We start from the raw sequence: 20,666 nt of genomic DNA, 5'->3' as shown, positions 1-20,666 counted from the left end.
GCAAAGCCTATATCCATGGCTTTTCGTCCGATAAAATGCAGTATTTTTCCTTTTATCTGAGGCGGACAATGGTCTTCGTTCGGACAATAATGATTGGCTTCACCTTCTTTGCGAATGAGTGCTGTGTTGCATTCCGGACAATGTGTGATAAACCTGACCTGCTCTGCTCCGGTATTTCGGCTTTCTACATCCACACCGACAATTTTAGGGATAATTTCCCCTCCTTTTTCGATGTAAACCCAGTCGCCAAGATGAAGGTCAAGGATTTCTATCTGGTCGGCATTGTGGAGAGTGGCTCGTTTGACAGTTGTACCTCCCAGGTAAACAGGTTCCAGATTGGCTACAGGGGTAATGCTTCCTGTGCGGCCAACCTGATAATCCACAGATAGTAATTTTGTTCTGGCACGCTCGGTTTTAAACTTATAAGCTACAGCCCAACGGGGCGATTTGGCTGTAAAGCCAAGTATCTTTTGCTGTCGGACAGAATCCACTTTGATGACGACCCCATCAGTGTCGAAAGGAAGTTTCTTTCTTTCGGTTTCCCAATAGGTCAGATATTCAATAACTTCTTTGATATTGTTGCATTTTCTGATATGGTCTGAGATTTTAAATCCCTGTCTTTTGCAACTCATCAGGTTTTCATAATGAGAGTCGGATGGCAGATGGTCGGAAATCAGGTAATACATGAAACAATCGAGTTTTCGTCTGGCAACAATTTTAGGATCGAGTATTTTCAGTGTTCCGGCAGCAGAGTTCCGGGGATTGGCAAATTCAGGTTCACCTGCCTCCCGTCTTTCTTCATTCAGTTTGTTGAAGTTATCCCTGCTGAGAAAAATTTCTCCTCTGATTTCAAAATTTGCCGGGAAGCCATCACCTTTTATTTTTAACGGAATACTTTTAATGGTTTTCACATTACTGCTGACATCATCTCCCTGAATGCCATCACCCCTTGTCAGGGCATATTGAAAACTATGATTTTCATAAAAAACAGAAATGGCAGCTCCGTCAAATTTCAGCTCACAAACATACTGAAAATCTTCATTCAGGGCTTTTCTGATCCTGTTGTCGAATTCAATGAGTTCGTTTTCAGCATAAGTATTTGAAAGAGAGAGCATAGGGTTTTTGTGGGAAACCTGACGAAAACCCTGAACAAGGTCGGTTCCGACTCTTTGGGTTGGGCTCAACGGGTCTTGCAGTTCGGGGAAACGTGTTTCGATGGTTTTCAGCAGATGTTCGAGCCTGTCGTAATCATAATCAGGGATAAGAGGTTGATTTTTAACGTAATAAAGATTTTCGTGGAAGCGGATTACCTGCCGGAGAGGTTCAACCAGATATTCAGCCAATTGCCGGTTCAGGTTTTCTTCCTTTATTTGAAGAAATTCATGGGTTTTTTTCAGGAAATATTTTTCGTCATCCATATTCAAACATTGTTAAAAGAAAAAAACCGGAGGACGAACCTCCGGCAGGGTATAACGATAAGCCGGATTCTGTAACCCGAACAAGCCGGGAATGCCTGTCATTTATCTGGTTCCGGTGTCACCACCGGAATCAATCGGCCTACCCCCCGAAGATTCAGACGAGCAGTCTTCTCGTTCCGAAAAATCGGAAAGACACTCCGGTTTACATGGCCTTTCAACCAACAGGGTTTGCCAGGCTGGCAGGTCGCCCTGCCACCGGTGAGCTCTTACCTCGCCATTTCACCCTTATCCCGATAAAATCGTGACGGTATGTTTTCTGTTGCACTTTCCGTGATGCAGATTTTTCAACCTGCACCCCTTCCTGTTAGGAAGTGTTGCGCTCTGTGTTGTCCGGACTTTCCTCCCTTTACATTAAAATAAAGAGCGACAGGCTGTTATACCTGCCTGCAAAAATACGAAAAATAAGCTGTAATTCGGGTTTCCTTCCCTACAATAATTTCCCCATTTTCAAAATCAGATCGACTAAGCGGTATGAGTATCCGGATTCATTATCATACCAGCCGACAACTTTAACCAGGTTTTCGTTAACGTCAGTCATCTGCGAGTCAAAAATGGTGCTGTACGAGCTGCGGATTATATCTGATGAAACGATGTCTTCGTCACAGTATTGCAGAATTCCCTTCAGTTCATTTTCTGAAGCTTTTTTAAAGGCTTCGTTGATCTGGTCTTTTGTCAGCTTGTTTTTTACCGTACAGATAAAATCAACTACTGAGCCGTCAATGACCGGAACCCTGTAGGCACTGCCGTTTAGTTTTCCTTTCAGATGAGGGAATATCAGTGCGGTGGCTTTGGCAGCTCCGGTGGAGGTAGGGATGATGTTAATCCCGGCTGCCCGTGCCCTTCTCAGGTCTTTGTGAGGTGCATCAACCAGTCGCTGGTCGGCTGTGTAGGCATGAACGGTGGTGGCATATCCGATTTCTATTCCACCGATTTCATCAAGTACTTTTACCAGCGGAGCAAGGCAGTTGGTGGTGCATGAAGCATTTGAGATGATGTTGTCGTCAGCTTTAAGTTCATGATCATTAATGCCGATTACTATGGTTTTAATTCCGCTGTCTTTCGGAGGTGCGGATAAAACAACTTTCTTCGAACCTGCAATAAGATGATTGGTTAATTTTTCAACATTGGTAAATTTTCCGGTTGATTCGAGTACAATGTCCACATTTAACTCTTTCCATGGCAACTGGGAATTGTCCATTTGAGACAAAACCTTGATTTTCTTACCATGAACCATCAGGTAATCATTGTCATATTTGATTTCATCGGCAAAAATGCCAAATATTGAATCATATTTCAGCAGGTAAGCAATAGTATGAGGATCGACAAGGTCGTTAATAGCAACAATATTAATTTCGGGACGGTTGTACATGACCCTGAAAGTAGAGCGACCGATTCTTCCGAAACCATTAATAGCAACATTTATTTGTTTCATAATTCAGTTGATTTTATCAGTTAAATTAAAGTGCAAATTTAGAAAATTAAACAAATCAGTTTCATTTTTTCAGGTTATCAATGAAATAATTGGTGATTTTAGTGTCGAGATGAAGCCTGTCTTTGCCTCTGACAGCGTGGGAATGTCCGGGGTAAAGATAATAATCAACCTGAACATTGTTGTGGTTGCATTCCTGAACAAAGCGGAGGGTATGCTGAAGCACCACAGTGTCGTCACTTGTTCCATGAACAATCAGCAGTTTCCCTTTCAGATTATTGATGAAATTCAACAGATTAGCATTTTTATAGCCTTCCGGATTGTCAGCAGGCGTGTCCATATACCTTTCTCCGTACATTACTTCATACATCGACCAGTCGATGACCGGAGCGCCTGCAACGGAAACCTTAAAGGTTTCGGGTTGTTTCAGGATTAAAGCGGCAGCCATATAACCGCCATAACTCCAGCCATGAACACCTATTCTGTCGGCATCCACATAAGGAAGGTCTTTCAGGTATTTGATTCCTGTCATCTGATCCTGAATTTCAACGGTGCCGATATTTCTGAAAATAGCCTGCTCGAATTTTAATCCCCTGTTGGCGGAGCCTCTGTTGTCAAGGGTAAAAACGATAAATCCTTGCTGAGCCATGTACAGCATCCACATCGAAGCACCATAATTCCACGAATTCGTAATCATTTGTGCATGAGGCCCTCCATAAACATATACCACGACAGGATATTTTTTTGCAGGATCAAAATTGACTGGTTTGATCATCCGGTAATAGAGTTCAGTTTTATCTTCAGCCTGAAGGCTTCCCGTTGTGATTTCACCAACCGTATAATCTTTCAAAGGATTTTCGCCTGTATAGAGTTTTTTTACAACAAGTCCGGTAATGTCACATAAGAGAACTTCAGAAGGAACTTTTGCAGAGCTGTACGAATCAAAAAAGAATTTACCTGTAGGGCTTAAAGTGGCTTCATGAACTCCGTCTGCAGTGGAAATTTTCACCACTTCTTTTGTCTGAAGATTTATAGAGTAAATGCTTTGCTGAAGCGGAAAATCTTCATCCACAGCCTTGTAAAGAACAAATTGTTCGGTCGGGTCGAATCCGACAAATTCAAGGACATCGAATTTGCCGTCTGTCAGTTGTTCAATCAGTTCACCATCCGTGGTGTAGCGGAAGAGGTGGCGGTATCCGTTGCGTTCGCTGAACCATAAAAATTCATTGGTTTTTTTCCTGAAAAATATTGGTCCGGATTCAGGTTCAATGTATTTCTGGTTTTTTTCTTCAAAAAGCGTTTTCACCAGTTCTCCGGTGATTGCATCATATTGGTTGAGCATCAGGTGGTTCTGGTCGCGGTTAAGCACGGCAATGTAGATATATTTTTCATCGGGCGACCATGTAATGTTGGTCAGGTATTTATCATTTTTTTCACCTGTTTTGAGCCAGATGGTTTTGTTGTTTTTCACATCAAAAACGCCAACTGATAAAATTTCGCTTTTTCCTCCGGCCATGGGATATTTGATATTTTTGGTAACGGCAGGAACTTTTGAAATGTCCGTTATCGGATAATCGGTTACCTGACTTTCATCTTTGCGGTAAAAGGCAAGGAAGTTCCCTTTGGGAGACCAGAATTTCCCGTTTTCGGTATTAAACTCATGCCTTGAGACCGTTTGTCCGTTGACAATGTTTTTATCGGCATCAGTTGTAACAGCAAGCGGCTCCTGATTATTCAGCAATACATAAAGATTGTTTTCACGTGTAAAGGCAATGGCAAATGTATTGGGTTCAATATCAGCATTTTCCATGTCATCGGGATAAGAATTGACTTTGGCTGCACTTCCTTTTTTCATGTCGTAAACAAGAAGTGCATTTCCGTGTTCAAAACGAAAGCTGACATCGCTCACCCAGCTTATTTCCGGAAAACTTTTAAGTTCTGTAAATCCTGATTTGACAAGGTTTTTATTAAAAGTGGGCAGATCGAGCACCTGTTTGTCGCTTCCTGCTTTGGTGGTCCCCTCCCAAAGGGCATCGTTTTTTACATAGGTGTACACATCTGAAGTTGTTTTCCACAGCAATTGCGGAAGGCCTTCAATTATCCGGACATATTCGGGATAGAAGCGATAAGCATTTCTTCCATTAATCTCTTCAAGCGTCAGCAGTTTTCCCTGAGGAAATGTGCCTGTAATGAAAATTAAGGTAAACAGGAATAAAAAAGCAATTTTTCTCATGGTTCAGTTGTTTAAATGAAGTGCAAATTTCATTATTTTAATGCAATTGGCTGACGCAAAGTGTAAATTTGTTTGTCTTTTTTTAATAAAAAGATTATCAGTAACTTGGTTCTATTGATCAGAAAAGAAAATTAGTTGTCAGGTATTAAATGGTCAAAGCAAAATTTATCAATTATTTCAATTTTATCATGACATTTGCAGGCCAATAAAAATTGACAAAAGATGAAAGCTTATGTATTTCCCGGGCAGGGAGCACAGTTTGTGGGTATGGGAAAAGACCTTTACCTCGAGAACGAAGAAGCAAAAGCCTTGTTTGAGCAAGCCAATGATATTCTTGGATTTCGCATCAGCGACCTGATGTTTGCCGGGACCGAAGAAGACCTGAGGCAGACACGTATTACCCAGCCAGCTATTTTTATTCACTCTGTGGCAACCTTTTTTGCAAAGAAAACAGATAAATATCCGGACATGACTGCCGGACATTCGCTTGGAGAGTTTTCTGCCCTGGTGGCAGCCGGAGCCCTGAGTTTTGAAGATGGATTAAAACTTGTACGTGAGAGGGCCAACGCCATGCAGGAAGCCTGCGAGCTTGAACCCTCTACCATGGCTGCTGTATTAGGTCTTGATGATAAAATTGTCGAGGAAGTTTGTGACGAAATTGAAGAAGTTGTCGTTCCGGCCAATTACAATTCTCCGGGTCAGCTGGTTATTTCCGGTTCTGTGGAAGGGGTCAGCAAAGCCTGTGAATTACTGAAAGCGAGGGGAGCCAAAAGAGCTTTACCCTTAAAAGTTGGCGGAGCTTTCCATTCCCCGCTGATGGAGCCTGCCCGTGTTAAACTGGCTGCTGCCATTGAAAACACTGAGTTTAAAAAACCGGTCTGTAAAATTTACCAGAATGCAACGGCTGAAGGCTCAGACGATCCTGTGGTGATTAAAAAGAACCTGATAGCTCAGTTAACCGCTCCGGTAAGATGGTCGCAAAGCGTTGAAAATATGGTGAAAGATGGCGCTCAGGTGTTTATTGAATGTGGCCCGGGTAATGTTTTATGCGGATTAATCGGAAAAATTGCTCCCGGAAAAGAGACTATTAAATTGTAAATATATGATTATCACAAGCATTCCGAATATTCCCGGCAGGGAAATAGGAGAAGTATTGGGCATTGCCAGAGGCAATACAGTCAGGGCGCGAAATATCGGAAGAGATATCGTTGCCGGGCTTAAAAACGTAGTAGGCGGGGAAATTTCAGAATATACCAAACTGATAGCCGATGCACGCGAAGAGGCGCTCCAGCGTATGATGAAGGATGCACAAAGGCTTGGCGCTGATGCTGTCGTCAATGTCAGGTTTACTACCTCCATGCTGATGGCTGGTAGTGCGGAAATTCTGGCTTATGGCACTGCTGTAAAATTGAAATAAACTGATAATGATCATTGGTGGTTTTATCATGTCGCTACTCTCGGTGATTATTCCGGTCGGACTGGTTGTTTTATTGATCTATCTCATTTACAAAAGGCTTAAAGACAAAGAAAAAGAAGATTTTGAAAAACGTGATTACTGATTGTCTTTGTTTGCAGTCAAAAGAATCTTAAAATGGGAAAAATAATCATTAAAACACCGGAACAGATTGAAGGAATCCGGAAAAGCTGTCGTCTGGCTGCACAATCCTTAAAGTTCATTGCACCTTTTGTTCAGGAAGGTGTGTCAACTGCTTATCTCAATAAACTGATAGATGAGTTTATACGCGACCATCATGCAATTCCTGCCACCCTGAATTACAATGGATTTCCGAGTTCCTGCTGTATTTCTCCCAATGAAGTGGTTTGCCATGGAATACCTGATGAAAAAACGGTGTTAAAGTCGGGAGATATTGTCAATATTGATGTTACGACCATTTTAAACGGCTATTACGGAGATACCAGCACCATGTTTACGATTGGTGAAATTGATGAAAAAGCCCAATCCTTGCTAACGATTACCAAAAAATGCCTTGACCTGGGCATTTCCGTATGCAAGCCGGGCAATCTGACCGGACTTATCGGGTACGAGATTTCAAAATATGCCAGGTCGAGGGGATGCGGAGTGGTATATGAGTTTTGCGGCCATGGAGTTGGCCTGCAGTTTCATGAACCACCGGAAATACCACATTCTGCCGAGAGAAATACCGGTGTTGAAATGCGGCCGGGGATGACTTTTACCATTGAACCCATGATCAATCAGGGAAAAGCACGTACGGTCATCGACAAGAAGGATGGCTGGACGGTGAGAACCATTGACAGAAAGTTGTCTGCACAGTACGAGCACACCATTCTGATTACAGATACCGGCTGTGAGGTACTTACAGATATTGACGGTGAATATTCCCGCTAAAAATGAAAACAACATTCTGGGTTTGCGGAAAAACAAAGCAGAAATTTATTGCTGAAGGTATTTCTTTTTACCTGCAAAGAATAAGACCTTTTGCTGAGATTTCCTATCAGGAACTTGAGGTAAAAAAAGCACAGACAAAAGAAGAGATTATCCGGGCGGAGGCCGACATGATTCTGAAAAACCTGAAAACCGGTGATTATATCGTGTTACTGGATGAAAAAGGTGAAATGCTGAGTTCGGTTGACTTTGCATCGAGCTTATCCGGTTTGTTCAGCAAAACATCAGGAAGGCTGGTTTTTATTGGCGGAGGACCTTATGGATTTTCAGAAAGCATTTATTCAAAGGCAAACTACCTGCTGAGTTTATCCAAAATGACACTCACCCATGAACTGGTCAGGATCTTTTTTCTGGAACAGCTCTACAGGGCATTTACAATTTTAAAAAATCACCCTTATCATCATTGAAAAAAGAGAATAATTGAGGTCTTTCTTTTTGTCAGATCAGTAAAATGTTCGGACTAAAAATCTGCAATAATAAAACACTGTAAAATTAAATTTACACAATTACGTTTATTCACAATTAATTCATTTTATTTGCACATGAAATTTATAGACTAAAATAGTTAAAAATACTATGATGAAGCATCATAAATTGTTGGGCATCATGTTTATTTTTGCCATAGCTGCTTTAATAACGGGTTGTGGCTCGGTTTCATCCATTGAGAAAGCCAATAATGCCTACGACTTGTATCAGTTTAATACGGCAGTTGAGATGTACAAGAAAATATTGACCAAGGAGAAAGATAAAAAGGTCAAAGCTGAAGTTACCCTCAAAGTTGCCAATTGCTACCGGTTTATGAACGAATATTCCAAGGCAGAAAATTATTACAGAAAGGTAGTAAAAATGCCCAACAGTGATCCCATTGCATATTATTATCTGGGCGAAATGCTGAAACGTCAGGAAAAATACGAAGATGCCATTATCGCTTTCAAAGATTACATCCGTGAAGTGCCGGGTGATCCGGTAGGTGAAACAGCCCTGAAATCGGCTGAAGATGCTATTCAATGGAAAAAGGAAAAAACCCGCTATGTAGTCGAACCCTTTAAAATTGTTAACAGTAAAGCAAATGATTTTGCGCTGATGTATTACAGAAAAGGGGCTTTTGTTTTTACCTCCGATCGTGAAGAATCAACAGGCGGAAACCTTTATGACTGGACCATGCAGAAACATACAGATATTTATTTTATCGAACCGGAAGGAAAAAGCACTACCAAATATAAAAAACCTGCACTTATTGATGAAGATCAGATAGTTAACACAAAATTCAATGAAGGAGTGGTAACGTTTGACAGCAGGTTCAATACAATGTATTATACACAGTGTAACGATGCCAGCGGAAAAGGTCATAACTGCCGTATTTTCGTTATCAGGAAAAAAGGTAAAGTGTGGGGAGAACCGGAAGTGCTGGGCTTTTGTACAGATTCCTTCACTATGTATGGGCATCCTTCCTTAAGTCCTGACGGGAAAAAACTCTATTTTGTCAGCGACATGGAAGGCGGTTATGGCGGACTTGACATCTGGATGGCTACTTACGTGAAAAGGGGGAAAACATGGGGTGATCCGGTTAACTTAGGCCCGGTCATCAATACAACGGGAGACGAAATGTTTCCTTTTGCCTATACAAACGACAGACTTTATTTCTCTTCAAACGGACATCCCGGCATGGGCGGACTTGATATTTTTTATTCTGATAAAGTGGATGATGTTTGGACAAAACCAGTCAACATGAAATCACCTGTCAATTCAGGAGGAGATGATTTTGCAGTAATTGTTGAAAAAGGTGGCACCATTGCCAAGGGTTACAGAGGATATTTTTCCTCTAACCGTCCGGGAAGCAAGGGAGATGATATTTACCAGTTCTATATGACACCACTGGAATATACCCTCAGTGGTACAGTCTTTAATCTGAAAACAAAAGAAGTTATTCCGGATGCAACTGTTACCCTTACTATAAATGATACATTCAGGGTGGCGGTGAAAACAGATGCCTCCGGAGGATATAAATTCCAGCTGGCTCCTGAAAATGAATATTCAGTGGATGCTTTCAAGAAGTTTTTCTTCGACTCTGAAATTAAATATGTTTCCACTGTCGGACTTGAATTTTCTGAAGATTTTGTCAGGGATTTGTATCTCGACCCATTTCTGCCCGTTGATGTTGAGTTGCAGGGTATTTATTACGATCTGGACAAATATACCTTACGTCCTGAATCGATGGTTGTGCTGGATTCCCTGTACAATATCATGATGAAGCATCCTTATATCGTGATTGAAATCGGCTCACATACCGACTGTCGTGCTTCTGTGGAATATAACCAGAAACTCTCGGAAAACAGGGCAAAAGCCGTTACCGACTATCTCGAATACAGGGGAATTCCTCCCGACAGAATGCAGGCCATCGGATATGGTGAAAGCCAGATTGCCAACGGATGTACCTGCGAAGGAAACGAAGGGCCCGGCCTTGACTGTACCGAAGAGCAGCATCAGCAAAACCGCAGAACCACTTTCCGCATTATCCGGACGGATTATGTTTATCCGGATGAATACAAAGACAGGTTGGATCAATATCAGCGGGAACACCAGTTAGGCGATTATGCACCGGCCAAGACCATGCCCAAAGAGCAGAGAAAACGCTATGAAGAGCAGGAAAATCAGCAGGAGCAGGAACCGGAGGATGAATAATCCTGATGTTGAATTCAGGTCATTATTCAGCTAAATAAAGTATAAAAGCCTGTCAGCACAATTAGCTGAAGTTTGCCATTTGTTAATTTCCCAAAGGCACAAAAATCAGGGACATAACTCATCACTTATCACCCGTCAAACTATTTTTTCATCACTTTTACAAAATAGCCTGAGGTTTCTGTCATGACGCAAAGGAAGTATATCCCGCTTATTAGTTTGGAAACATCTATTCTGTATTTCCGTGGGCAGTTTTTAAACTCCAATACTTTCTGTCCTTTTGTGCCATAAAGTGTAATTGTATGAAAATCAAATTCGGATGTCAGATATATTTCGTCCCTGCAGGGATTAGGATAAACGGACAAAGCAGAGGAAGGGGGAAGAAGTATTCCGGGATTGGTAATTTGCAGAACCTCAGCGGAACTATCGGCCTTGCATTGATTGGAGTCGGTGATAGACAAGGTGTAAATGCCTGAGCATAAACCTGTTGCAGAAAAGCCTTTCTGTTGATTAGGGTCGTCCCATTCTGCCAGATAGGGAGGAGTGCCTCCGCTGACATTAGCCTGTATCCTGCCAATGCATTTGTGATTGGTATCGTGAACGACCTGAAAAGAAAAACTTATTTTCTGGGGTTGTAATATCTCGGCAGAATCTGTAATAACGCATTGATTCTCATCAGTTATCATTAAATAATATTTTCCGGCATGGCATTTTTCAATGGTTTGTCCGGTATCTTTCCCATTCCAGAGATAATGATAGGGCGGTGTGCCTCCCGATACCAGAGCCTCTGATTTTCCGGAAGGTTCACCAAAACATTTCAGGTGAGTAACCTGAATGCTGACCTTTAGCGGAGCAGGCTCAAGAATGGTGAAAGTATCCCCACCCGGGCAGAAAAAGCTGTCAAAAATTGAAAAATCATAGGTGCCCGGTTTCAGGTGAGATATGGAGTTTCCACTTTGCCCGGTTGACCAGAATATCAGGTATGGCGGTGTGCCGCCCTGCGGATTTAGTTCTATGCGGCCATCATTTTTGCCATAACATGAAATATGGTGAATTTTTTCATTAAACACGTATTTCTCAGGCTGGGTGATGAGTACAGTATCTGTAAACTGGCAAAGATGCGTGTCATTAACAGTTACAAAATAACTTCCCGCAGGTTTATTGATGATTTTTGCTGTCTTTTCAAGGTCTTTCCACAAAATCTGATAGGGAGGGGTTCCTCCGCTGATAAAGATTTCTGCTTTTCCGTTGCTTTCTCCAAAACACCTGACCGGCTGAACGGCAAAAGAATGTGAAAGGGGTAATGGCTCCAGAACTTCAAAGCTGTCAATAGCCGAACAGCCTCCGGTATCAGAAACCGTCAGCCGGTAAATTCCTGCTGTCAGGGAATCGAGGGTGGCTACCGTATCTCCTGTTGACCATTGATAGTGGTAAGGTGGAAATCCTCCGTTGATTGCAACTTTAATGCTGCCATTTTTGTTACCGTTGCAGTCGATATGGTTCAATTCACTGCTGATGGCTAATCCGGGAGGAAATATTTTCCCTGTGGAGTCGGTAAAAGACCAGACTGCCTGAAGGTAGTCGGCATTACCGATGTTGATGATATTGAGGACAGTATCGTGTTGTCCGCCTGAAAGTATCCATTTTTTACCATTGTCGTAAGATCTCATCAGTTGAAGAGCAGTATCTGACACCAATGGCTGCTTTTCCGACTGGTCATAGGCAAAAGACAACTCTGCCTTCCAGCCGCAATTCTGGTGAGTAAGTATTTCATAAGTCCGCAAAAGCTTTTTACTGTAATCTTCTGCGGCTTTCCCGGTACTTCGGATAACGACTACATTATTAAATGGGAATGAAGAGTTTACATTGGCTTTCAGGGTCAGACCAAGTCCGCCAAAATCTTCAATGGCGGGGGAACCACTCAGGTTTCTGAAAGTGCGTACCCTTCCCTGAACGACAAAGCCTGAATCCTCTTTTATCAGGCATGAATCAGACAATTCCACCTGCCATTGATTTCCGGTTGAAAAGTATGAATTTTTATGCGTAATCAGGCTGTCAGAAATATACAGGTCGTTGTTGATGAGTTCAAGTTCTGAAAGTGCATCAAGATGCAAAGATTCAATGCTGACAATATTTTCGGGTGAAAAATAAATTTTGGATCTGACATGATATGAGCCTTTGTAATGCCTGTCGGGGATGAATAGTGTCCACGCATAAGGCGTTACCTCTATTGCATTCTGCAGGCTGCCAGAATTTTTTTCAAACCAGACAATGCTGTCGGATTGAAAGCCTATCCGGCTCTGGCGGTCAATAGTATTTTTTATCCACGTGTAAATCAGTATTTTACCGGAATTATTAAGTGAAGTATCTGTAACAGAAGGACCGTTGGTGCTCAGCCAGCAGTTGTTGTGCATGACAACTTCGGAACGTATGTTTGAAATGATATTCCTGTTCTGGCAATAAATTATCTGGCTTTCATGTACCGATATTTTCTCAGGTCCGAAATTGTTTTTTCCCGGCTCTCCGAAAATTATCCCGTTCTGGCAGTATTTGATGATGATACCTTTAACTTTGACATTGGTCAGTGTGGCAGGATTGGCACCGTAAACTGCTCCGTCATCTCTTGCCTTTATCACCATGGCACAGCCTGAATGGCTTGCACCCCCTGTCCCGCAATAATAAAATTCAGAATTGATGATTGAAATATTCTCATAGTTATTGAATTTCAGATTAATATCAATTCCGGCATTCCAGCTGTAGCTGTTGTCGATGCCGCAGCTGTCGAAATAAAGGTTTTCAAAAATGGAGTTCTCAAGTTTTTCAACATAAATTCCTTTTTGCTTGTTTCTTTTAAAAGAAGTGTTTTTCAGGAGAAAATCTATGATGTTTGAAGTGGATGAATTGTCGCAATAGGCATAGATTCCTCCGAAATTGTCGGAAAATTCGCAACTGTCAATGATAAAGGCAATGACATTGCAGGCATGGTTGATTTGCAGACCGGCAGTTTTGTTATAAGTTACAATGCATTTTAAAAGCTGAAGATCTCGTAGATAGTTGTTCCCGCCATTTGAGAAGCCGTAATAATTATCAGTTACAACCAATTCCTGATAAACCACATCCCTTGAAAGGATGACACCTGTCAAATATCCGCTGATCCTCATCTGGCTTATTTTTGAAGGTAAACCGGTACTACTCCCTGATATCGAGATATTTATGCCTGTTCCGTTTCCATAATTCTGGCTTAAGAGGATAGTGTTTTTTGTTGAATCGCTTCCGTTGCCTGAACCTGTCAGATTCAGGGTGTGGTTAATAGATAAGTTTTCCCTGTAAATTCCTGGAGCAACAAATATCTGGTCATTGATTACACTCAAATCAACTGCTTTCTGGATGGTTTTGACCGGGCCGTTATTTCCGGATGTCCATACGGGGGATTCGCCATTCCAACTGTCATTCCCTGTTGAGCCATCGACATACAGGTTTTTTGCAAATGACTGAAGGTAAGTATTGAATATAAGCACAATAAGAACAAGGAGAAAATGAAGTTTAACTTTCATAAGCATGTTTTTTTTCAAGTATAAAGATAAAAAAAGAAGGATGGAAAGCGCCCTGTCAGACATATTTTTTTATGGCAGAAAAAACTGTTTCCGGCAGGATGTCGCGCATGCAATGACGTTCCCTCGAACAGGACTGCCCATAAAAACAATCGCAGCCTGTTGTTGGCTGAACGATTTCTCCCCGTCCATACAATTCAAATTCATGCGGATTGAAAATGTTGACAAATAAAATCATGGGTTTACGCAGGGCAGTGGCTATGTGCATCATCATCGAAACGGCTGTTACCACGAGATGGGTTTGATTAGTCAGGGCAATAAATTCTTTCAGGCTGTAGAGTCCGGGATAATAACATCCGGTCTGTCCGGAATAAAACCTGTTCATTTCGTCTTCATCGGGCCCGCCCAGAACCATCGGAAAATAGCCATCCTGCTGAAGCATTTCAATCAGTTTTATCCAGTATTCCTGAGGCCACAGACGGGTAGGCCAGCGGAGTCCGCAACCGGTATTTAATCCGATTACCTTTTTCCCCTGTGCCTTTTGCCTGATTATTTCTTCCCATTTCATACTGAGGTTTTTATCCACATCGAGCAGGCATTCTTCCTGATTGAAATTCAGATGGCATATTTCGAATATTTCCTCGAGATAGCTTTTTGTATTTTTTTTGGAAAGGCTGTCGAAAAAACCGGTCAGCAATTTATGTTCTGCAGCAGGCGTAGCCGGTGCTATATGATGGTCTTTCAGAAGAAAACCATATTTTTCAACGGCTTTTACCTCGCTCAGCAAGGCACAGGCTTCATAATCCTTGTCAAGGTTGATGGCTATATCAAACTGCTGATGACTGAGGATATATACATTTTTGAAATCCCATTTAAAAATCCGGTCAATGGCAGATTCCGGCAATATTTCAGGCGAATGGGTAATCCATGAAATATGACAAGCGGGATAAATTTCTCTGAAGCGGGTAACCAAAGGAGTCGTGCGTATGACATCGCCCAGAGCGCCCAGTTTGATGATCAGGATTTTTTTTGATATTGGGCTGTATTCATCACAGTTTTCACAGATTTTATCCCTTTCTTTGTTGGGTTTACACGGAATATCACCACGGAAATGCCTGCAATCGAAATGAACCTGTTGAATATTCATGAAGGATAAAAATTATTGAAGTGCAAAGTTAATCTTTCCCATTGAACTTTGATTCGGGGAGGCAAAAAGTAGAGGCCTTATCATCCTGAAGAATTTACTTTTCCTAATCCCGTCTGTTTCAGTAAGTTTGTACCAAAAATTCAGTTTATATGAAACGTCAGATCATCTTATTAAGTTTGCTTATGATGACATTTTCATGCAAAAAGAAACAGGAAGAAGCAAAATTTATTTATCCTGAAACGAGGAAAAGCGACCATGTTGATACTTATTTCGGACAACAGGTGCCCGACCCGTACAACTGGCTTGAAGACGATACCGCAGCTGAAGTAGTGGCTTGGGTAAAAGCACAGAATAAGGTAACCAACGCTTATCTCGAAAAAATACCCTACCGGGAAAAAATCAGGAAAAGACTGACAGAATTATGGAATTATCCGCGATATTCCGTGCCTTTTCATGCGGCAGAAAAATACTTTTTATTGAAAAATGACGGCTTGCAGCAACAGTCAGTTTTGTACATGATGAGAGGACCTGATGGTAAAGAAGAATTGCTGCTCGATCCCAATAAATTCAGCGAAGATGGAACAGTTGCACTGTCCGACATTGAGCCTTCTCCCGATGGAAAATATCTGGCTTATGGCATTGCACGGGCAGGCAGCGACTGGAACGAAATTTATGTCCTCGATCTGGAAACGGGCAAAAAACTTGACGACAAGCTTGAATGGATTAAGTTCAGTGGTGTAGCTTGGTATAAAAATGGTTTTTTTTACAGCCGTTTTGATAAACCGGTGAAGGGAAAAGAGTTTTCAGAGAAAAATAAAAATCATAAAGTTTATTATCACACACTTGGAACCAGCCAATCGAAAGACCAGCTTGTGTATCGCGACAATCAACATCCTTTCCGTACTTTCAGTGCAGATGTTACTGAAGACCAGCGCTTTCTGATTATTTACGGCAGCGAATCCACCAATGGCAACAGTGTGATGTATAAAAACCTTGAAAAAAGTGATAAAGAATTTACCGTTCTTGAACCTGGATTTGAATTTGAGAATACCGTCATTCAGAATATTGGCGACACCCTACTGATGAAAACCAATAATGGTGCTCCAAATTATAAGCTGGTAAGCATCAATACAGCGGAAAAAGAAAATGTAATACGCGACCTTATTCCGCAAAAAGATTATCCGCTGGTGAATGTTGTCCTGATGAAAAATAACCTGATTACTGTTTATATTCAGGATGTGGTTTCAAAAATTTACAGATATTCTCCCGATGGACGTATGCTGGAAGAAATAAAACTGCCGGGTCCGGGAAATCTCACCGGATTTAATGCAAGAAAAGATGACACTATAGCCTTTTTCGGCTTTACCTCATTTACTTTTCCCTCAACGGTATTCAAATATGATTTGATGAAAAATTCAGTTTCTGTTTTTAGAAAGTCAGAGATTAATTTTGATTTGAGCAAGTATAAAACCGAACAGGTCTTTTATCTCAGTAAAGACGGTACGAAAGTCCCGATGTTTCTGACCTACCGCAAAGATCTGGAAAAGAACGGGAAGAATCCGGTATTGCTCTATGGTTATGGTGGATTCAATATCAGCCTGATGCCGAATTTCAGTGTTTCGAGCCTGATATTGCTTGAAAACGGGGGCATATTTGCCTATTGCAATTTAAGGGGAGGAGGAGAATATGGCGAAAAATGGCATGAAGCAGGAATGAGGGAAAACAAGCAAAATGTTTTTGACGACTTCATAGCAGCCGCTGAATACCTGATTAAAGAGAAATATACTTCTGCGGATAAAATTGCCATACGCGGGGGTTCCAACGGAGGATTACTCGTAGGGGCATGCATGACCCAGCGTCCCGATTTATTTAAAGTAGCCATTCCTGAGGTTGGTGTGCTCGATATGCTTAAGTATCATAAATTTACAATAGGGGGACATTGGGTGGATGAATATGGCAGCAGCGACAATGAAGAGCAGTTCAGATACCTGATTAAATACTCCCCTCTTCATAATATCAGGGAGAATGTGGAATATCCGGCCACCCTTGTTACCACAGCCGATCATGACGACCGTGTTGTTCCTGCACATTCTTTTAAATTTATTGCTACCCTTCAGGAAAAATATAAGGGAAATAATCCGGTGATGATCAGGATAGAGGAAAAAGCCGGACACGGAGCGGGAACGCCTGTCAGTAAAACCATCGATTTAAATACCGACATCTGGGCGTTTATCTTCTATAATCTGGGCATTCAACCAAATTATTAAACATGCCGGTCAGGATTTTTATCATTTTATTTTTCATTGCTTTAATACCTGTTAAGCTACACTCACAGGTGGCAGGATGTACCGATTACCGCGCCCTTAACTACAATCCGCTTGCTACCATAAATGACGGCAGTTGTGTGTATGAAAAAACCAATTTCAAAGCGGAGGAAGTAATCAGCTCATTACCGGTTGTGCTATCAGAGAACTCCGGCATGTTTCTTTTCAATGGACTTTTCTGGTTTATTAACGACAGTGGCTCTCCAGCCGAACTTTATGCCTATGATTCACAATCCAATACCGTTAAATCCAAAGTAAGATTAAAAAATGCCCGAAATATTGACTGGGAAGCCATTACTGACGATTCAACCTTTATTTACATTGGTGATTTTGGTAATAACAATGGGGATCGTAAAAACCTGACCATCTACAGGATTAAAAAAGAGGATATAACTTCGCCTGATACATTATTAATTTTGAATGAATACGATTCCATCACTTTTGAATATACAGACCAGCTCCAGTTTACACCATCAGCCCAGAATCATGATTTTGACTGTGAGGCCATGCTGGTGGTGGATGATTCCATTTACCTTTTCAGTAAAAACTGGAAGAATCAGAAAACAAGGCTTTATTCATTGCCGGCAATTCCCGGCCACTATCAGCTGACCCCTGTCGATTCCTATCAGGTGGATGGCCTGATTACGGATGCTGCCATTGATCGGACAGCCGGAACTATTGTTCTGTTGGGTTATAAGAATTACCAGCCATTTTTCTGGCTGTTGTGGGATTATCATCAGAAAAACTTCTTCAGTGGCAATAAACGCAGGTTTGATATGCCGGCCCATTACCTTTTTCAGACCGAAGCAGCCTGTTTCTTCAACAGCCGGACAGTTTATATTTCGAGTGAAAAAACGCCTTTAACAGCCAATCGTTTGTTTCGTGCCGACATTGATGCCTTTGTCTCAGAAAAAGTAACTGATTTACAAGGAAATGAAAACGAATCCGTCAGCTTATTCCCCAATCCCGGAAAAAACCAGTTCTTTCTTCAGTTTAAGGAAAAAATAAATGCCATGGCAGAACTCCGGATTTATGACAGCATGGGCAGGCAGATTCAGGTACTGAGACACCAGAAAATCAGCAGGGAAGGTTTGGTCAGCATTAAAACGCCTGAGCTGAAAGCAGGAAATTATTACATGCTGGTTTTAATTCATCCGCACATGGTTTACAAGATTAGTTTTATCGTGAAAGACGACTGATGATATGCCTCACAGAAAATTAAAAAGATTGTTTCTTTGTGTTTTTCTTATTTCGGAACTATTGTCTTGTCGAACAAACAAAGAATTTTCCATAGATAAATATTTACCCGGGACGTGGAAAATAGATTCAGTAACGGTGAACCGTCATATTGAAGAAAAAATTCTGCCTAAGTATCTTGAAAACATGAAGCAGATATACAGCGAATCGCAGATGTATTTCGGAAACGACAACACTTTCCGCTTTATTCTGGCAGGCAATAAACAGGAAGGAATCTGGTTTACTTCTGATGACGAAAAGACTCTGGTGACGAGAGCTTTTGGTGAAGCCGTTACCGATTCATTTCAGATAGAAGCAGTAGATAAAAACACCTTGATACTAAAAAGCTATGATATTAAAAATCAGTTAATTATTTATTTAAACAGGGAAAAATGAAACTATCATCAAAATTTATCTGGATGCTGGCTTTTGCCATTGCCATGGGTTTTCTCGAAGGAGCAGTGGTGGTTTATCTTCGGGAAATCTATTATCCGGAAGGTTTTAAATTTCCGCTGGTTCCGATTGAACCCCGGCTGGCCCTGACCGAAATTATCCGTGAACTGGCCACAATTATTATGCTCGTTTCAGTAGCAGTATTGGCCGGCAAAACCTTTAGCCAGCGGTTTGCATGGTTTATTATCAGTTTTGGAGTGTGGGACATTTTTTACTATATTACCCTGAAGCTCATTCTGGGCTGGCCTGAATCTCTTGGAACCTGGGACATCCTTTTCCTGATTCCCGTAACATGGGTGGGGATTGTGTTCGAGCCTGTTTTGCTTTCTGTTCTGATGATTCTCTTTGCAGTGATGATTCTTTATTATGCTGACAAAAACCCTTTGACCAAAATTACCGGCAGGGAATGGTCAGCATTAATTACCGGTTCAGCTTTTGTCATTGCCTCATTTACTATTGACTACCTCAGGTTTATCTTTTCCGCTTTCAGTTTTGGAGATCTTTTCAATGCGGCAAAAAAGGAGGCTATTTTTCAGCATTTATCGACTTATGTTCCTGAAAATCAATATATTTTAATTTTCTCTATTGGGGTGGGTCTGATTTGTTTGGCTATCATAGATTTTTTTTTCCGTAACCGCAATGAAAACAAGGGAAGAACTTTCGAAAATCCTTGAAAGAGCTATACAAAACCAGCACTTGTACAAATCATGGATTAAAAAGCTTAAACGGGCTGATAAACATGAGCTCGACAGGCATTTTCACCTCCTTCATCAGGAGGAATTTAAGGAAATAGATTGCCTTCAGTGTGCCAACTGTTGTCAAACAACCGGACCCAGGCTTCTTAATGCCGACATCAACCGTATTTCACGATATCTCAGGATGAAGCCCTCTGATTTTACTGAAAACTATCTCAGAATAGATGAAGACGGAGATTATGTATTTCAATCCATGCCCTGTCCTTTTCTCGAAGAAGATAATTACTGCCGGATATATGAACATCGCCCTGTTGCCTGCCGCGAATATCCTCATACCGACAGGGACAGGATGTATCAGATCCTTGATCTTACTGCCAGAAATGCCTTGATTTGCCCTGCTGTTGCCATAATACTGGAAAAAATGAGTAAAGATTATTAGTTAAAAATAAACCGGAATTTTTTCCTGTGTGCCGGAGATTGCCAGATGCCTGCTTATAGCTAATTAAGAATTCACAAGGGATCAGGCCGTCCCTACGGGACTTGGCTCTTTTATTTTGTTGATGTTACCATAAGATCGTCCCTACGGGACTGGAGTGTGTTTTAATTTTTGTTTTATAAGACAAATTTCAAATCCGGAAACGCCATCAGCTCCCCTCTCTTTTCGAAAGAGAGGGGTTGGGGGTGAGTTAGATTGTCCGTGCCAACTACAGACTGCCCACTGCCTGGTTTAACTTTCCGCATTCCCTGTTGGTCTTGGAAATGAGTTTAAAATCGACAATCGTCTTATTACACAAAAAGGATTAAGGGCGGAGAGAGAGGGATTCGAACCCCCGGTCCGCGTGAACGGACAACAGTTTTCAAGACTGCCGCAATCGACCACTCTGCCATCTCTCCAAAAAATAAAGAACTGAAGAACAGAGATTAACAGTTTTCAAGACTGCCGTCCCGAAAATTCGGGAACCACTCTGCCATCTCTCCAAAAAATAAAGAACTGAAGAACAGAGATTAACAGTTTT

At 41.5% G+C, this 20,666-nt stretch carries 15 protein-coding genes, 1 tRNA gene and 1 other RNA gene; 10 read left to right on the top strand and 7 right to left on the bottom strand.

Going from position 1 to position 20,666, the window contains the following annotated elements; genetic code table 11:
* From ligA to GX437_08200, 4 genes are all read right to left on the bottom strand, one after another.
* Nucleotides 1-1,418 (bottom strand): NAD-dependent DNA ligase LigA (gene ligA / locus GX437_08215; protein ID NLJ07637.1); only part of this gene is annotated, 1,418 nt, incomplete at its 3' end.
* A 41-nt stretch (nucleotides 1,419-1,459) separates the two neighbouring features.
* An RNA gene (rnpB, locus tag GX437_08210) (RNase P RNA component class A) lies at nucleotides 1,460-1,861 on the bottom strand.
* A gap of 44 nt (nucleotides 1,862-1,905) precedes the next feature.
* Complete coding sequence (gene gap, locus GX437_08205; protein NLJ07636.1) at nucleotides 1,906-2,910, bottom strand: type I glyceraldehyde-3-phosphate dehydrogenase; 1,005 nt, start codon at nucleotides 2,908-2,910, stop codon at nucleotides 1,906-1,908.
* A gap of 61 nt (nucleotides 2,911-2,971) precedes the next feature.
* Nucleotides 2,972-5,140 (bottom strand): prolyl oligopeptidase family serine peptidase, encoded by a 2,169-nt coding sequence (locus GX437_08200; protein ID NLJ07635.1) that lies wholly within the window; start codon nucleotides 5,138-5,140, stop codon nucleotides 2,972-2,974.
* A gap of 222 nt (nucleotides 5,141-5,362) precedes the next feature.
* Between GX437_08200 and fabD the strand changes: the two genes are divergently transcribed.
* The 5 genes from fabD (at nucleotide 5,363) to GX437_08175 (ending at nucleotide 10,247) form a co-directional block, all read left to right on the top strand.
* Entirely contained in the window at nucleotides 5,363-6,238 is an 876-nt protein-coding gene (gene fabD, locus GX437_08195) for an ACP S-malonyltransferase (GenBank protein NLJ07634.1), read from the top strand.
* Nucleotides 6,239-6,242: 4 nt separating this feature from the next.
* Nucleotides 6,243-6,557, top strand: coding sequence for a YbjQ family protein (locus GX437_08190; GenBank protein NLJ07633.1), 315 nt, complete (start codon nucleotides 6,243-6,245; stop codon nucleotides 6,555-6,557).
* 174 nt (nucleotides 6,558-6,731) lie between these two features.
* Nucleotides 6,732-7,508 carry a type I methionyl aminopeptidase gene (map, locus tag GX437_08185; protein ID NLJ07632.1) on the top strand — a complete coding sequence of 259 codons (777 nt, stop codon included), beginning with the start codon at nucleotides 6,732-6,734 and terminating at the stop codon, nucleotides 7,506-7,508.
* A gap of 2 nt (nucleotides 7,509-7,510) precedes the next feature.
* Entirely contained in the window at nucleotides 7,511-7,972 is a 462-nt protein-coding gene (locus tag GX437_08180; GenBank protein NLJ07631.1) for a 23S rRNA (pseudouridine(1915)-N(3))-methyltransferase RlmH, read from the top strand.
* A gap of 169 nt (nucleotides 7,973-8,141) precedes the next feature.
* Complete coding sequence (locus tag GX437_08175) at nucleotides 8,142-10,247, top strand: OmpA family protein (GenBank protein NLJ07630.1); 2,106 nt, start codon at nucleotides 8,142-8,144, stop codon at nucleotides 10,245-10,247.
* A gap of 140 nt (nucleotides 10,248-10,387) precedes the next feature.
* Here the strand turns inward: GX437_08175 and GX437_08170 are convergent, their stop codons facing one another.
* Together GX437_08170 and GX437_08165 are read right to left on the bottom strand one after the other, a co-directional pair.
* Nucleotides 10,388-13,798, bottom strand: a complete 3,411-nt coding sequence (locus tag GX437_08170; GenBank protein ID NLJ07629.1) for a T9SS type A sorting domain-containing protein — start codon at nucleotides 13,796-13,798, stop codon at nucleotides 10,388-10,390.
* A 55-nt stretch (nucleotides 13,799-13,853) separates the two neighbouring features.
* Entirely contained in the window at nucleotides 13,854-14,942 is a 1,089-nt protein-coding gene (locus GX437_08165) for a glycosyltransferase family 9 protein (protein NLJ07628.1), read from the bottom strand.
* A gap of 149 nt (nucleotides 14,943-15,091) precedes the next feature.
* On the opposite strand from GX437_08165, the gene GX437_08160 reads away from it, so the two are divergent.
* The 5 genes from GX437_08160 to GX437_08140 all read left to right on the top strand — a co-directional run bounded on the left by GX437_08160 (nucleotide 15,092) and on the right by GX437_08140 (nucleotide 20,089).
* Nucleotides 15,092-17,209 (top strand): S9 family peptidase, encoded by a 2,118-nt coding sequence (locus GX437_08160; GenBank protein NLJ07627.1) that lies wholly within the window; start codon nucleotides 15,092-15,094, stop codon nucleotides 17,207-17,209.
* A gap of 2 nt (nucleotides 17,210-17,211) precedes the next feature.
* Nucleotides 17,212-18,465, top strand: coding sequence for a T9SS type A sorting domain-containing protein (locus GX437_08155; GenBank protein NLJ07626.1), 1,254 nt, complete (start codon nucleotides 17,212-17,214; stop codon nucleotides 18,463-18,465).
* A 136-nt stretch (nucleotides 18,466-18,601) separates the two neighbouring features.
* A complete protein-coding gene (locus tag GX437_08150) occupies nucleotides 18,602-18,898 on the top strand; it encodes a hypothetical protein (GenBank protein NLJ07625.1) in 297 nt (98 codons plus the stop codon).
* Entirely contained in the window at nucleotides 18,895-19,629 is a 735-nt protein-coding gene (locus GX437_08145) for a hypothetical protein (GenBank protein NLJ07624.1), read from the top strand. The genes GX437_08150 and GX437_08145 overlap by 4 nt, the downstream gene beginning before the upstream one ends.
* Nucleotides 19,595-20,089: a YkgJ family cysteine cluster protein gene (locus GX437_08140; GenBank protein ID NLJ07623.1), complete on the top strand. Its 495-nt coding sequence runs from the start codon at nucleotides 19,595-19,597 to the stop codon at nucleotides 20,087-20,089. Before GX437_08145 ends, GX437_08140 begins: the two co-directional genes overlap by 35 nt.
* Nucleotides 20,090-20,457: 368 nt before the next feature.
* On the opposite strand, the gene GX437_08135 is transcribed toward GX437_08140, so the two are convergent.
* Nucleotides 20,458-20,544, bottom strand: a tRNA-Ser gene (locus tag GX437_08135).
* Nucleotides 20,545-20,666 lie beyond the last annotated feature (122 nt).

It is taken from the genome of Sphingobacteriales bacterium, assembly GCA_012517435.1.
Taxonomy (GTDB): Bacteria; Bacteroidota; Bacteroidia; order CAILMK01; family JAAYUY01; genus JAAYUY01.
The sequence above is the reverse complement of the archived record's forward strand: the minus strand, read 5'-3'. Positions and strand labels throughout refer to the sequence as shown.

What these genes read in the sequence shown, in the direction of transcription:
- gap (NLJ07636.1), bottom strand. Translation starts at nt 2,910, where the DNA reads ATGAAACAAATAAATGTTGCTATTAATGGTTTCGGAAGAATCGGTCGC.
- map (NLJ07632.1), top strand. Translation starts at nt 6,732, where the DNA reads ATGGGAAAAATAATCATTAAAACACCGGAACAGATTGAAGGAATCCGG.
- GX437_08165 (NLJ07628.1), bottom strand. Translation starts at nt 14,942, where the DNA reads ATGAATATTCAACAGGTTCATTTCGATTGCAGGCATTTCCGTGGTGAT.
- GX437_08155 (NLJ07626.1), top strand. Translation starts at nt 17,212, where the DNA reads ATGCCGGTCAGGATTTTTATCATTTTATTTTTCATTGCTTTAATACCT.
- GX437_08190 (NLJ07633.1), top strand. Translation starts at nt 6,243, where the DNA reads ATGATTATCACAAGCATTCCGAATATTCCCGGCAGGGAAATAGGAGAA.
- GX437_08170 (NLJ07629.1), bottom strand. Translation starts at nt 13,798, where the DNA reads ATGAAAGTTAAACTTCATTTTCTCCTTGTTCTTATTGTGCTTATATTC.
- GX437_08140 (NLJ07623.1), top strand. Translation starts at nt 19,595, where the DNA reads ATGAAAACAAGGGAAGAACTTTCGAAAATCCTTGAAAGAGCTATACAA.
- GX437_08180 (NLJ07631.1), top strand. Translation starts at nt 7,511, where the DNA reads ATGAAAACAACATTCTGGGTTTGCGGAAAAACAAAGCAGAAATTTATT.
- GX437_08160 (NLJ07627.1), top strand. Translation starts at nt 15,092, where the DNA reads ATGAAACGTCAGATCATCTTATTAAGTTTGCTTATGATGACATTTTCA.
- GX437_08175 (NLJ07630.1), top strand. Translation starts at nt 8,142, where the DNA reads ATGATGAAGCATCATAAATTGTTGGGCATCATGTTTATTTTTGCCATA.
- GX437_08145 (NLJ07624.1), top strand. Translation starts at nt 18,895, where the DNA reads ATGAAACTATCATCAAAATTTATCTGGATGCTGGCTTTTGCCATTGCC.
- GX437_08200 (NLJ07635.1), bottom strand. Translation starts at nt 5,140, where the DNA reads ATGAGAAAAATTGCTTTTTTATTCCTGTTTACCTTAATTTTCATTACA.
- fabD (NLJ07634.1), top strand. Translation starts at nt 5,363, where the DNA reads ATGAAAGCTTATGTATTTCCCGGGCAGGGAGCACAGTTTGTGGGTATG.